This window comes from Polaromonas hydrogenivorans (assembly GCF_040105105.1).
Taxonomy (GTDB): Bacteria; Pseudomonadota; Gammaproteobacteria; order Burkholderiales; family Burkholderiaceae_C; genus Polaromonas; species Polaromonas hydrogenivorans.
The window spans coordinates 2247574-2260475 of the sequence record NZ_CP157675.1 but is presented as its reverse complement, the minus strand read 5'-3'; the positions used below and the strand labels follow the sequence as shown (position 1 = coordinate 2260475).

Sequence of the window (12902 nt, the reverse complement as noted above, 5' to 3'; positions counted from 1 at the left end):
ACCGAAATGGCGGTTCACGTCGTCGCTCCATACCCAGATGCCTCGTGAAGTCAAAGCACCCCTTGGCTCTGGCTGGCTGAATGCAGCCCCTCCAGCACCACCCGCATCGCCTTTTGCAGCTCATCGCCAAGCGCCACCGCAGTTTGACCCTGCCCCGGCTGCGTCCGCGCCTCGGCCCAAAAGCGCGCCAGGCTGTCCTTCCTGGCTTCAACGGCCGCCACAACCCGGCTTTCCCACAAAACGGCTGTTTCGCCTGACTCGGCAACGGCAGGCTTGGCGCTGCGCTCAAAGTCCGCAATCGCCAGGTAGCGCAGCAGCGCCGCCGCCAGCATCGTCTGCAGCATCTCGTCGCTGAGCTGGACGAGCGTGGTGCCGGCGGGGGTGGCCCGGTTTTTCCAGGCCGCTCCGGCATACGCGGCGCCGCCGCCGATCAGCGCGCCCAGTGCGGCTGCCGCGCCCAGGGTCAGGCCGCCGGTCACCAGGTCGATTGAGGCACCGGAGGCCGCGCCCGTGGCTGCGCCCGCCAGGCCGGCCTCTTTTGCGTTGATCGGCGCCTGCACGTCAAACTTTTCCTTCAGCGGTTGTTCCAGCAGCATGCCTTTCGCATCGTCGATGCCGTGCAGGCGCAGCAGCCGGGCGTGCGACTGGCGAACCGAGCGCTGCAGGCGCTCGACCACGGTGGCCATCGCGGCTTTTCGGGCCAGCGCATCGGCTTGCCGGTCGGTCGTGCTGATCAGCCGCTTGACGTAGGGCAGGGCGCTGCGCGCTTCCTCGACTTCGCGGGCGGCATCCAGCAGCTGCGTGGCGATGACCTGCATGGATTCCTCAAACAAGGCCTGATTGCGCTGTAGCCAAGCCTCGCTCAGCCTGGCAAAGGCGGCTTTTTTATGGCTTGGCATGCAGCGGGCCAGGGCATCGAGCAGGACCGGGGCTTGCACCCAGCTTTGGGCAAACTGCTCGAACCCCAGCACTTCGGCGTGCAGGCCCAGGGTGCGTGCCTTGGCGCGGCACAGCGCAACGGCGACTTCGCGGCCGGTGTCGGCGGGCGAGTTGACCAGCAGCAGCGTGGACTTGGGCGCTTCGCTGCGCGCCGGCTGGACCGCTTCAAGGTCGCTCGCGCCCTGCACCACGATCAGCATGACATCGCTGTCGTCATGCGCGGCTTGCTGCGGGCTGGGCACCGGGCGGGCCGCATCGGCAGGGCGCGGCTTCATCAGCCGGCCAAAAGCCCGGCCGGCCCAACTGTGGGATGTGTTCACCGGCTGGGCCGGCTGCGGCTGGCTGGCTGGCGGAATGTCGGCGATCCAGAGCGCTTCGCCAGTGCTGGTTCGCATCAGCGGCTGCCATTCGCCGGGCGCGCTTTCAGCCGGAGAAAACGCCTGGTTGCGCGGCTGCATGACGCGCAGCAGGGCATGCCGGTCTTGGTCCCGAAGCGCGAGCAGCCCGAGCTGGACGCGCGTGGGGTTCAGCATGCCCAGCAGTCGCTGGTAATAGGCATCGCTCAGGCTGAGCACGACGCGGCGCGACAGCACCCGCTCGCGCCACCGGGCATACAAGGCCAGCGCCAGGCGCGGCACGATCACCACGACCGCCAGCAGCGTTGCATAGATATACACCCAGCGCGCACCGGCCATGGCGCCGCTGCCGTTGCTGAATTGCAGGCTGGCGATGTCCTGGACGCTGAAGGGCTCAAACGGGAACAGCGCCATGGCGGGCATGAGCAGCACGCGCAGCGCGGCATGCACCTGGTCGGCATTCAAAAAGGTGCTTTCCCAGCCGACGCGGTATTCAACCACCAGGCCACGGGCAAAGAGGGACAGCCCAATGCCAAAGGCCCAGCCGGCTGCGGCCAGGTGCAGCACCTTGCGCCAGCGCTGGGTCTGCAGCGCGGCGGTCGCGCCGTACCACTGTCGCGTGAACACGGCCGTGACCGTGGCGCGCAACTGGCCGGCGCGGCGGTGCCAGCCGCGCAAGCCCTCGGCCCAGCGCATGAAGGACGCAGGTCTTTCCTGATTTGGCTGTTGCTGCTTGCGCCGCTGCAGGACATAGCTGGCGATGAGGGCGCAGTAAATGGCCAGGTTCCAGCCGACGATGGCCAACAGCGGCAGCGACAGCAGGTCAACCCGGTGCGGGTTGGCGATGCGGTCGGTGGCCGCGCCAAACAGGCCTGCCGCCAGGAACGCGGCCACGGCCAGCCAGCGCGTCCATGGCCTGCGCTCCTGCAGCGACGCCAGCGCGGGGTTGCGGTTTTCCACCACGCCCAGGACTTGACGGGCGCGTTCGTTCAGGAAGGCCTGGACATTGGCATCCGATACCGGGTTGGCGCTGGATTGCCGGCTGGCGAACTGCAAGGCCAGGCGGTCAATCTCTTCGCGCTCCACCGGGCTGAGCAGCTTGCCCTGCGTATCGCTGGTTTCAATCGCTTGTGCCAGCAGCATGCGGCGCGCCGCTGCTTCGTCGAGGGTGATGCGCTTGGGTGCTTGGCTCATGAAACTGATTATGCAGAACCAAGGCCGCAGAGGCGCCACCCGCGCGGACCGTGCAGGATGGGTTTGATGGCATCCCGGAAATAGGCCTGCAAGGCCCTCGGGTATGCGGCATCAGCCTACGCGCATGCCTGCCGCCCTGGTTTATGTTCAGGGCTCTGAACTTTTACTGGAGGATGAAATGGCAAACGATTTCCTGGGGAATATCTTGGGCAGCGTGCTGGGCAATGCGCAGTCCGGGCAGCAAAGTCCGATGGGCGGCGGCTTGGGCGGCGGTCTGGGTGACTTGCTGGGCGGAATGCTGGGCGGCAATAGAGGGTCCGCAGGGCCTGCCGGGGGCGGCCTGGGCGGTTTAGGCGGACTGGGCGGCGGCAGCTCGGGCCTGGGCAACAAGGGCAGCGCCCTGATGCTCCTGCTGCTTCCCCTGGCCATGCAGTGGGTGCAGCGCAATGGCGGCATCGGGGCGGTGCTGGAGCGCTTCCGGAACAAGGGCTACAGCCAGCAGGCCGCTTCCTGGGTATCGACCGGACCCAACGAGGCGCTGGCGCCGCAGGCCGTGAATGACGTGATCGGCATGGATGAGCTGTCGCGCCTGTCGCAGCAGCTGGGCGTGAGCCAGGAAGAGGTTTCCAGCGGCATGGCGCAAATCCTGCCTGAAATGGTGAATCAGCTGACGCCCCAGGGCGGCGTGCCCGATGATGGCGATAACCTGCTTAACCGTGGAATGTCGATGCTGGAGCAGTTCATGAACGCTGGCAAGCCTCGCTGAGGACTTCAGGCAAAACGCATGTAACTGCGTTGCAGGAGATGTATCAGACAGTGCCGCCCTAGAATCGCGGCCATGAAAACGCTCTTGCCCCGCTTCAAGCAATTCGCCGCCGCCATCCCCGGCCGCCTGCGCCGCCTCACCCGGCGCGACATCGCCTGGGGTCTGGCCGCCATCCCCGTCCTGCTGCTGGTGTTCACGCTGATCCAGATTCCGCTCACCCCCAGCATTTCGGACCTGAGCAAGGCCAAGACCGACAAGGCATCGGTGGTGCTGTCGTCCGATGGCAAGGAGCTGGCCGTGTTCAAGCGCGCCAACCGCGACTGGGTCAAGCTGGCTGACATTTCGCCCAAAGTGATCGATGCGCTGATTGCCACGGAAGACCACCGCTTCTACCAGCATCACGGCATGGACCTGAAACGCACGGCTTCGGCCTTCCTGCATACCCTCACGGGCGACCTGCAGGGCGGCTCGACCCTGACGCAGCAGCTGGCGCGCAACCTGTACCCCGAGGAAATCGGCCGTTCGGCGACGCTGACGCGCAAGATCAGGGAGGCCATCACGGCGCTGAAGATCGAGTCGGTCTATACCAAGAACGAGATCCTGGAGACCTACCTCAACACCGTGCCGTTTCTCTACAACGCCTACGGCATTGAAATGGCGGCCCGCACCTACTTCGACAAGTCGGCCGGCAAGCTCGACGTGCTGGAAAGCGCGACGCTGGTCGGCATGCTCAAGGGCACGAGTTATTACAACCCGGTGCAAAACCCCGAGCGCTCGGTGCAGCGCCGCAACACCGTGCTGTCGCAGATGGTCAAGCACGGCAAGCTGCCTGAAGCCAGGCTGGCCGCCTTGCAAAAAAGGCCGCTGAAAATTGATTTTGAGCGGCAGACCGAAACGCTGGGTCCGGCTCCTCACTTTGCCCAGCAGCTCAAGCGCTGGCTGATTGAATGGGCCGACCGCAACAACTACAACATTTACGCCGACGGGTTGGTGGTGCGCACCACGATTGATTCACGGCTGCAGGACATGGCAAACAAAGCCGTGACGCGCCAGGCCGACAGGCTGCAGCAGCAGGCCAGCGCGGAGTGGGGGCTGCGTGCCGGCTGGAAGGCCAAAAAGGGCCTGGTGCTGGCTTTTGTGCGTAGCGCGCCAGAGTTCAAGGCTGCGCTGGAGGCCGGGCAGACGCCGGAGCAGGCCCTGCAGCAGCTGCAGGCGGATGCGAATTTCATGCAAAAACTGCACGCTGACAAGACGCGGCTGCAGGCCGGATTCCTGGCGCTGGACCCGCGCAACGGGCAGGTCAGGGCGTGGGTTGGCAGCCGCGATTTCACGCAGGACCAGTTCGACCATGTCAGCCAGGCGCACCGCCAGCCCGGCTCCACCTTCAAGCCCTTTGTGTACGGCGCCGCGTTCGAGGATGGCGCCAGGCCGACCGATACCTTTGTTGACCAGGCGGTGCAGATTCCGCTGGGCAACGGGGCTTTCTGGCGGCCGAGCGATGGCGGAGGCCCCAGCGGCGCCACCATGAGCCTGCGCCAGGGACTGATGTATTCGAAAAACACCATCACCGCCCAGGTCATGCAGCAGGTCGGGCCGGCGCATGTCGCCACGCTGGCCAAGTCCATGGGCGTGCGCCAGAGCAAGCTGGAGGAAGTGCCTTCGCTCGCGCTGGGGACCAGCCCGGTGACGCTGAAGGAAATGGTGACGGCCTACAGCACCATTGCCAATGACGGCGGCTATATCGAGCCGGTGCTGTTCACGCAAATTGAAGACCGCAGCGGCAAGGTGCTTGAAAGGTTTGCGCCCAGGGAGCCGGAGCCTGCCATGTCGGTTGAGGTGGCGCAAACCCTGCTGGATGCGATGCGCGGCGTGATCGACAAGGGCACGGGCACCGGCATTCGCTACCGGTTCGGCATCCAGGCCGACGTGGCCGGCAAGACCGGCACCACGCAGGACAACACCGATGGCTGGTTCATCCTGATGCATCCGCAGCTGGTTGCGGGTGCCTGGGTCGGCTTTAACGACAACCGCATCACCATGGGCAACCGCTGGGGCCAGGGCGCCCAGAGCGCGCTGCCGATGGTCGGCGAATTCTTCCAGCAGGCTTTCAATACCCGGGTGGTCGATCAGCAGGTGCGTTTTGGCGCGCCGCAGGCTTCGCCACGTTCATGGGGCGCAGGCGCTCCAGGCGAGGCGGAACCCGTGCCGGCCGAGGAAGGTGGCGCAACGAACGGCGAGGCCTTGCCGGAAGGCGAGACACCGGCCGACAGCACGCCAATGCCGGAGTCTGGCGTGGCGCCCCAGGAAGGCTCGCCATCGGCCCCCGCGATCCGCTACATCACCATTCCGCCGCCCGCGCCCGACACCCAGCGGCCGGAACAGGACGTGCAAGCCGGGCCCAGGCCATTCGAGCTGCTGCCGCCAGAGGGACGGCCGGCCAGGCGCGCGGAGCTTCCCGCCCCCGCCACGGAAGGGGCGCCTGAACCGTCGGGACGGGGCTATTGAAAACATAGCTGTTGGCGCGCGTGCCTGCTTGTCTGGAGGCTGATTTGATTGATAATTCACAACGGCCGGAGGTGCCCGGGCCGGGAAGGGACAAGGCCCGTCAGGATTTCAGGCTAATCCTGAACGCGTGACTGAGTTGTCGCTTGACTGGGGCCGGGCGGCACAAAAGAAAAATCGACATTCAAGTGACTCCCAGATGAAAAAAATATTGCTTCTGCTGTGCTTGTGGAGTGCGTCCCTGCAGGCGCAAACGGTCTGGTTCAACGTCATGGGCGACCCGGCGGATGAAACCGTCAACACCATCGAGGTGGACCCGACCCCGGTTTCCATCAACGGCGAAACGCGCATCATGCGCGTCAGGGTGAGCCGCTCGGCGAACCGCGTCAGCTGGGATGGCGCGCCTTACCGTTCCTATGTGTCGGAAGTTCTTTTTGACTGCGCGAACAATACGGCCCGCTATATCTCCATTGACTATTACAGTCAGCCGGCGTGGAAAGGCGAGCCCTATCAAAGATCGCTGTATTCACAAGGCAAGCCTCGCCCGATGCAGTTCCGCGATGTCGAGCCCAATCCGTACCGGCGAATCATCCGTGCGGCATGCGAGACTTCCAGCATCAGCAACAATTGAACTCCATGGATCAGCTGTTGTTCTTTTTAGACATTTGACCTCATGAAAAAAGCTCTTTCCAACACCGGCCTGGTCTATTCGACCGATGCCGGAAGAATGTGCCCCGGCTGCCGCCAGCCTGCATCGGCCTGCATCTGCAAGCTGGCCAAAGCGCTGCCCAAATCCGATGGCGTGGCGCGTGTCTCGCGCAGCACCAAGGGCCGGGGCGGGAAAACCGTCACGCTGGTCACCGGGCTGGCGCTGGACGAGCTAGCGCTGGCGCAGCTCGGCAAGCAGCTCAAGGCGGCCTGCGGCTCGGGCGGAACGGTCAAGGACGGCGTCATCGAAGTGCAGGGCGACCACTGCGAGCAGGTGTTGGTGGCGCTGGGCAAGCAGGGATTTGTTGCCAAGCGGGCAGGGGGCTGAGCGTGAAGCCCGAGGATTTGCAGCTGCTGCTGGAGCGTGAAATGCCGTTCGGCAAATACAAGGGCCGGCTGATTGCCGACCTGCCCGGCAACTACCTGAACTGGTTTGCCCGCGAAGGCTTCCCCAAGGGCGAAATCGGCCGCCTGCTGGCGCTGATGCACGAGATTGACCACAACGGCCTGTCGTCGCTGCTGGAGCCGCTGCGCAAGCCTTGATGCCGTACCGGTTGCATGATTGCTATGCTAAACATAGCTATTCATGCCCGTGGATATTGCGCAAAAGGCATATTTGACCATTATTTTCCGCATTCACGCAGAAAACAAGTTCGCCGTTACAGCACCTTGCTCAGGAAACGGCGCGTCCGGTCTTCCTGCGGGTTGTCAAAAATCGCGGCCGGCGTTCCTTCTTCCACAACCACGCCTTCGTCGATGAACAGCACCCGGTCGGCCACCTGGCGGGCAAAGCCCATCTCGTGCGTCACGACCACCATGGTCATGCCTTCCTCGGCCAGCGCCTGCATGACGGCCAGCACCTCGCCGACCATTTCAGGGTCCAGCGCGGAAGTGGGCTCGTCAAACAGCATGATGCGCGGCTGCATGGCCAGCGCCCGCGCAATCGCCACGCGCTGCTGCTGCCCGCCTGACAACTGATTGGGGTAGGCGTCGATCTTCTCCAGCAGCCCGACTTTTTCCAGCAATTCGCTGGCGCGCAGCCGGGCCTGGGCACTGGTCAGCCCGCGCACCTTGCACGGCGCCAGCATGATGTTTTCAAGCACGGTCTTGTGCGGGAACAGGTTGAAGCGCTGAAACACCATGCCGATTTCCGAGCGCAGCGCATCGACATCGGTCTTGGGTTCATGCACCGACACGCCATGCACCAGCACCTCGCCGCCTGACGCATCTTCCAGTCCATTCAGGCAGCGAAGGAAAGTGCTCTTGCCCGAGCCCGACGGCCCGATGACGCACACCACTTCGGTGGCCTTGATGGCGCAGTCAATGCCGCGCAGCACCGCATGCTTGCCAAACAGCTTGGTCAGGCCTTTAACGTGAATCACCTCTTCCATAACGAGCCTCCAGTCGTTTGACGCCGTAGGCCAGGCCCAGCGTCAGCACCCAGTACATGAGCGAAATCGTGAGATACGGCTCCCAGTAGCGGGAATAGGCACCGGCCACCGTGCGCGCCGCGTAGGCCAGTTCGGCCAGGCCAATTGCTGAAATCAGCGACGAGTCCTTGAGCAGCGAGATGGCATTGTTGCCCAGCGGCGGCAGCATCCGGCGAAACGCCTGCGGCAGCACGATGTGGTACATGGTCCGGGGAAATGACATGCCCAAGGAGCGCGAGGCCTCGACCTGGCCGCGGTCTATCGACTGGATGCCGGCCCGGAAAATCTCGGAAATGTAGGCGCCCGAATTGAGCGTCAGCGCCACCACGCCCGACAGGAAGGCGCCGTAGTTCTGCTTCAGGTCGCGAGCCGCTTCGCCCGAAATCAGCAGACCGTCAGACGGATTGATGAACAGCGGCAGCACGGCAAAGTGAATCAGCAGGATCTGTACAAACAGCGGCGTGCCCCGGAAAAAGCTGACATAGACCGCTGCCGGCCACTGCAACAGGTATTTGCACAATTGCTTTGCCGGGGAATGGCGCGCTTCAGCCACGCGGGCCAGGCCAACTGCCAGGCCCAGCGCCGTACCCTGGACGATGCAGATCAGCGTGACGGCGATGGTCATTTGCAGACCGTGCCAGAACAGCGTGGCGTATTGGAAAACGATGTCGGCGCGAAACCAGCCGAACCAGAGAACTTGTTCCATGACGGATTGTGATCAGTGATTAGTGGTGGGCAACACGGGCACGGCGGCGTTGAAGCACTGTTTGTAGCCCATGACCCTTTCCTTGTTCCAGGTCCGGGCGTTGCCAGGCGCCAACGAAGGGTTGCCGGCCGAAGCCGCGATTTTGTACAGGAGATTCATGATGGGATTGAAGGAGTAATGGGGAAATGTTTGATCGTCCTGAAACCAGGCGACTACAGCGGTATGCCATGTTAACGTGAGCAAGAGCCATGCCGAAACGGAGTCCTGGAAGGTAAAAACCGGCAGTATTCGGACGGTTTCTGATGCGTCGGATGAGGCCTGCAGGGTGGGGAATTGTCAATGGCGGCAGTCGCATGGCATGAAGTGGGTTGACCGTTTGCCTGTAAGTCGTTCATGATGCGGGACTGTGCATCACGGCGTTGACGCGTGACTGTGTTTTGCCATGAATTCATGGCGGAACAGCACATTTGCAAAATCCAAGGAGAAACCATCTTGAATGAATGGACCGTCATTGCATCGGGATTGAGTCTGCTTGCCGGAATGGCACTGGGCGCATTGCTGTGGTCCTGGTGGCTGCGCCGCCCCAAGGACAGCGACAGGCATTTGCCTGCGCGGTGGCCGCTGCGTGGCCGCCCGATTGTCAATGGCAATGAGCAGGAAGTCTGGCGCGCGTTGAGGGACATTTTTCCCGATCATGCGGTCGTGGTGAAAATCCCCATTCTGCGGTTTACCAAACTGCACGAGACGCGCAACTCGAACGCCAAACGCAGTGCCAAGGCCAGAGCCGATGATCGGCTCAAGAGCGAGCAATGGCTGGAAATGCTCGATGGCCTCTATTCCACCTTCACGGTTTGCACCTTGCAGGGCAAGGTGGTCGGGTGCGTGGATGTGCCGGGCAAGCTGGCATTGACCAAAGCCAGCCGTGAATTGAAGGAAGCCCTGCTGCTGGACTGCGGCATTGCCTATACCGTCGTGAACGCTTTCAACCTGCCCGATGCCAGCACCATGCGCGAGTTGTTTCTGGGCGAGTTGCCGGCGCAGACGCTAGAGCATCAGGTCACGCGTGGCGGGGACAGCGAATTCCATGCCGATCTGGCTGCATTCACCCTGCAACAGGCCGGCGGGGCCAGCTGATCTACACATTCAAAGGCTGAATCGGCGCGGTCTGGACAGGTGAGGATGACTGAAAGCCCAGCCTGTAAAGATGCGCGAAAGCACCATTTTTCGCCAGCAGTTCCTTGTGGGTGCCTGATTCGATAATCCGTCCCGCATCCATCATGATGATGCGGTCGGCATTCTGGATGGTGGACAGGCGGTGTGCGATCACCAGCGATGTGCGCCCCGAGGTCAGCCGCCTGACCGCGTCCTGCACGGCGATTTCCGATTCGGTGTCAAGCGCCGAGGTGGCTTCATCAAGCACCAGGATGGGCGCATCCTTGTAAAGCGCGCGCGCAATCGCCAGCCGCTGGCGCTGGCCACCAGAAAGCTGCATGGCGTTGTGGCCAAGAACGGTGTCCAGACCTTCGGGAAGGCCGGCCAGCAAGGAAGCCAGGTTGGCTGCCGTCAGGCATTCATTGACCTTTGCCGGGTCAATGGGCTGCCCAAGGGCCACATTCTCGGCAATGCTGCTGTTGAGCATGACGACATGCTGGCTGACAAAGGCAAACTGCGAACGCAGGGACGCCAGGTTCCAGTCGCGAATGTCCTGGCCATCCAGGGTGATGCTGCCTGCGCTTATTTCAACAAAACGGGGCAGCAGGTTCACCAGCGTTGTTTTTCCGGAACCCGATGCGCCTACGATGGCGAGCGTTTCACCGGCTGTCACGCAAAGGTTGAAGTCCTGCAGGACGGGCACGGCATCTGTCTTGTAAGCGACGCTGACACTGGAAAATTCAATCGCGCCAACCGCCCTGGATTTCACAAAAGAACCGCTGGTTTCGTTGGGCGTCAAGTCCATGAGGTCCAGGCCGCGCTCCAGGGCGGCCAGTCCGCGCGTGACCGGCGTGGCGGCATCCGACAGGCTTTTGATGGGCGCGATCAGCAGCAGCATGGCGGTCACAAAAGCCACGAAGCCGCCCACCGTGGTGGTGTTTTCCGCGCTTTGCATCAGTGCAATCGAAATGACGGCTGACAGCGCCATGGCTGCAAGCACCTGCGTGATGGCACTCATGCCGGCATAGGCCGCGGTGGATTTCATCGACAGCCGACGCAGCGAATGGCTCAGACTGTCGAAGCGGCTGGCCTGGCCGGCCTGCGCGCCGTGCAGGCGGACGTCGCGATGCGCCATGACATTTTCTTCGACCACGTAGGCCAGGCTGTCCGTGGCCGTCTGGCTTTCCTTGGTCAGGCGGTAAAGGCGTTTGGACAGCACCTGGATGACGAACGCGACCGCAGGAAACAGAAAACCGACGATTAGCGTCAGTTTCCAGTTCAGGTAAACCAGATACCCGATCAGTGCCAGCAGCGTCAGCACATCGCGCGCAAGCCGCATGATGGCGTTGATCAGCGACGATGAGCCGTTGAACACTTCGTACACGACGGTATTGGCAATCATGCTGGAGCTTTGGTCGGCAAACAAGGTCAGCCGCGCGCTCAGAAGCTTGTCAAACATCGCCTTGCGCAACTGGAGCAGCCCATCATTGGTCACCTTGGCCAGCGCGAACTGCGCCAGGAATCCCGACAGGCCGCGAATGATGAACAGCAGCATCAGCGTCAGAGGCACCAGCCAGAGGTTGAAAGAGTCCCGCTGAAAGCCACGGTCCAGCAAGGGTTTGAGCAAGGCCGGCACAAAAGGCTCGGTGGCTGAAGCGACGATGGTCGCGCCTATGGCCAGCGCCCAGCCCGCCCGCGACCCGCTGAAATAGGGCCAGACGCGCGCAAGCCTGCGGAGCAGCGTCAGTTTTGGGGCTTTACCCGCAACTTGTTTTTCTGGGGTCTTGGTCACACAGCCTGCTTGTAGTGATACCTGGCGATAGGCTGGCCAGGGGCTTTGTTAAGACCCAGGGCCAGCAGTAAACCCATCAGGATGCAGAAAAAATCGCCTATCTGCGCATCGTAGATGGATGAGTTGAAAAGGCACGCAACGGCCAGCGCAAGCAGCGTGGACTGTGCTGCCCGCGAGTAAGGTCTGTCCATCTTCAGGGTGTCGCGCAGCACCGAAAGCAGCAGGGCAAGAAAAAGAAGAATGCCCGGAATGCCTAGCTGCACCCCCCAGAGGAGATATTCCTGATGGGGGTTGCCGTTGCTGTCTATATCAATATGGGCAGGATTTTGTGCGCGTTGAAGCCGGTTGAATTCGCCGCTCCAGCTACCGACACCTGACCCTGCCAGTGGATGCTGGCCAATGCTCTGAATGGCCCTGCGCCAGAGATTGAGCCGGACACCTGACGACGTGACAGGCTCTGCCTGGGTGGAGTAGGACTGGACTTCAGTTTCAACCTTGGTCAATCGATCACGGACTTTGGTTGAACTGAAAAACAAACCCAGAGCCAACAAGAAGGGCAAGAGGACAACAATTGCGCGGTATTTTTTTGGCAGCTCCCACATGATGGCGATGGAGACCAGTGCGATTCCAACCACATGACCCGTGCGTCCGCTCAGGACAAAAAACACATTGGCCAGCGCTGCAAGGGCCAGAAAAACAGCCAGCCTGGAGCCAAATCGGCCGGGAGCATGTTCCCGAAAATGCCAGCAGATGCCCGCAAACACGGCGCTCATGATGCCTTGGTCGAGGTAGCTGGAAAATACCGAATACTCGGTCAGTGCCATGCGCGACGTTGCCCATGGCAGCGGAAGATGGGCGAACAGCATCCACGAACTTGCCAGCAGAAAGGTCTGTGCCGCGACAAAAGCGCCCAGCGCATAATTTGCCTCGCGCCGGTCGCGGATGATGAGCAGCATCAAGACAATCGTGATCAGCTTGCCGTACTTGGCCAGAGAGCCCAAGGCCTCGGCTTGTGGCGCCACGGTCCAGAAAAGGCTCAGTGCGAATGCAAAGAAGGCCAGCAGCACTGCGATCGGGGTGCTCATTCCAGTCAATGGGCTGCCTGCAGTCGGCGCGCGCCGCGTGAAGAGCACAACAGCCAAGCCGAAGAATACCAACAGTAGCTTGGCGATGCTGATGAGAACCATCGACAATCCGACGGAAGCTGCTGCCATGCAGATGACCACAAGCCGGAAGTTGATTGGGTTTTTTAACAAAGTAGATACTGAGCCATGGGTGATTTGCCCGCATTATCGGTGATTCCCCTGTATGGCAAACCGCCCATCTACAGATGGATGCTCTGCTATGCTTTACAGGC

At 62.2% G+C, this 12902-nt stretch carries 12 protein-coding genes; 6 read left to right on the top strand and 6 right to left on the bottom strand.

The features are described 5' to 3' along the window. Nucleotides 1–50: 50 nt before the first annotated feature. Nucleotides 51–2489, bottom strand: coding sequence for a DUF3482 domain-containing protein (locus ABLV49_RS10865; protein ID WP_349276429.1), 2439 nt, complete (start codon nucleotides 2487–2489; stop codon nucleotides 51–53). Between the two features lie 178 nt (nucleotides 2490–2667). Here ABLV49_RS10865 and ABLV49_RS10860 point away from each other — a divergent pair, with 178 nt between their 5' ends. From ABLV49_RS10860 to ABLV49_RS10840, 5 genes are all read left to right on the top strand, one after another. Beyond that, nucleotides 2668–3255 (top strand): YidB family protein, encoded by a 588-nt coding sequence (locus ABLV49_RS10860; protein WP_349276428.1) that lies wholly within the window; start codon nucleotides 2668–2670, stop codon nucleotides 3253–3255. Nucleotides 3256–3327: 72 nt separating this feature from the next. Next, nucleotides 3328–5760 carry a penicillin-binding protein 1A gene (locus ABLV49_RS10855; RefSeq protein WP_349276427.1) on the top strand — a complete coding sequence of 811 codons (2433 nt, stop codon included), beginning with the start codon at nucleotides 3328–3330 and terminating at the stop codon, nucleotides 5758–5760. Nucleotides 5761–5956: 196 nt separating this feature from the next. Continuing rightward, entirely contained in the window at nucleotides 5957–6388 is a 432-nt protein-coding gene (locus ABLV49_RS10850; RefSeq protein WP_349276426.1) for a surface-adhesin E family protein, read from the top strand. 42 nt (nucleotides 6389–6430) lie between these two features. Beyond that, entirely contained in the window at nucleotides 6431–6793 is a 363-nt protein-coding gene (locus ABLV49_RS10845; protein ID WP_349276425.1) for a translation initiation factor Sui1, read from the top strand. Nucleotides 6794–6795: 2 nt separating this feature from the next. Continuing rightward, entirely contained in the window at nucleotides 6796–7008 is a 213-nt protein-coding gene (locus tag ABLV49_RS10840) for a DUF3820 family protein (protein ID WP_011801447.1), read from the top strand. 116 nt (nucleotides 7009–7124) lie between these two features. On the opposite strand, the gene ABLV49_RS10835 is transcribed toward ABLV49_RS10840, so the two are convergent. Genes ABLV49_RS10835 through ABLV49_RS10825 form a run of 3 tightly spaced genes read right to left on the bottom strand, consistent with a single transcriptional unit; the run spans nucleotide 7125 to nucleotide 8760 of the window. After that, nucleotides 7125–7856, bottom strand: a complete 732-nt coding sequence (locus ABLV49_RS10835; protein ID WP_349276424.1) for an amino acid ABC transporter ATP-binding protein — start codon at nucleotides 7854–7856, stop codon at nucleotides 7125–7127. Further along, the gene (locus tag ABLV49_RS10830; protein ID WP_349276423.1) at nucleotides 7834–8601 is read right to left on the bottom strand and encodes an amino acid ABC transporter permease; all 768 of its coding nucleotides are present in this window, start codon (nucleotides 8599–8601) and stop codon (nucleotides 7834–7836) included. Before ABLV49_RS10830 ends, ABLV49_RS10835 begins: the two co-directional genes overlap by 23 nt. A 12-nt stretch (nucleotides 8602–8613) precedes the next feature. Continuing rightward, nucleotides 8614–8760: a hypothetical protein gene (locus tag ABLV49_RS10825; RefSeq protein ID WP_349276422.1), complete on the bottom strand. Its 147-nt coding sequence runs from the start codon at nucleotides 8758–8760 to the stop codon at nucleotides 8614–8616. Nucleotides 8761–9093: 333 nt separating this feature from the next. On the opposite strand from ABLV49_RS10825, the gene ABLV49_RS10820 reads away from it, so the two are divergent. Then, entirely contained in the window at nucleotides 9094–9735 is a 642-nt protein-coding gene (locus ABLV49_RS10820) for a DUF2726 domain-containing protein (RefSeq protein ID WP_349276421.1), read from the top strand. A 1-nt stretch (nucleotide 9736) separates the two neighbouring features. Here ABLV49_RS10820 and msbA read toward each other — a convergent pair whose 3' ends face one another. Together msbA and ABLV49_RS10810 are read right to left on the bottom strand one after the other, a co-directional pair. Further along, entirely contained in the window at nucleotides 9737–11545 is a 1809-nt protein-coding gene (gene msbA / locus ABLV49_RS10815; RefSeq protein ID WP_349276420.1) for a lipid A export permease/ATP-binding protein MsbA, read from the bottom strand. Then, nucleotides 11542–12759: an O-antigen ligase family protein gene (locus tag ABLV49_RS10810; protein WP_349276419.1), complete on the bottom strand. Its 1218-nt coding sequence runs from the start codon at nucleotides 12757–12759 to the stop codon at nucleotides 11542–11544. Before ABLV49_RS10810 ends, msbA begins: the two co-directional genes overlap by 4 nt. Nucleotides 12760–12902 lie beyond the last annotated feature (143 nt).

What these genes read in the sequence shown, in the direction of transcription:
- ABLV49_RS10860 (WP_349276428.1), top strand. Translation starts at nt 2,668, where the DNA reads ATGGCAAACGATTTCCTGGGGAATATCTTGGGCAGCGTGCTGGGCAAT.
- ABLV49_RS10855 (WP_349276427.1), top strand. Translation starts at nt 3,328, where the DNA reads ATGAAAACGCTCTTGCCCCGCTTCAAGCAATTCGCCGCCGCCATCCCC.
- ABLV49_RS10845 (WP_349276425.1), top strand. Translation starts at nt 6,431, where the DNA reads ATGAAAAAAGCTCTTTCCAACACCGGCCTGGTCTATTCGACCGATGCC.
- ABLV49_RS10810 (WP_349276419.1), bottom strand. Translation starts at nt 12,759, where the DNA reads ATGGCAGCAGCTTCCGTCGGATTGTCGATGGTTCTCATCAGCATCGCC.
- ABLV49_RS10865 (WP_349276429.1), bottom strand. Translation starts at nt 2,489, where the DNA reads ATGAGCCAAGCACCCAAGCGCATCACCCTCGACGAAGCAGCGGCGCGC.
- ABLV49_RS10830 (WP_349276423.1), bottom strand. Translation starts at nt 8,601, where the DNA reads ATGGAACAAGTTCTCTGGTTCGGCTGGTTTCGCGCCGACATCGTTTTC.
- ABLV49_RS10835 (WP_349276424.1), bottom strand. Translation starts at nt 7,856, where the DNA reads ATGGAAGAGGTGATTCACGTTAAAGGCCTGACCAAGCTGTTTGGCAAG.
- ABLV49_RS10825 (WP_349276422.1), bottom strand. Translation starts at nt 8,760, where the DNA reads ATGAATCTCCTGTACAAAATCGCGGCTTCGGCCGGCAACCCTTCGTTG.
- ABLV49_RS10850 (WP_349276426.1), top strand. Translation starts at nt 5,957, where the DNA reads ATGAAAAAAATATTGCTTCTGCTGTGCTTGTGGAGTGCGTCCCTGCAG.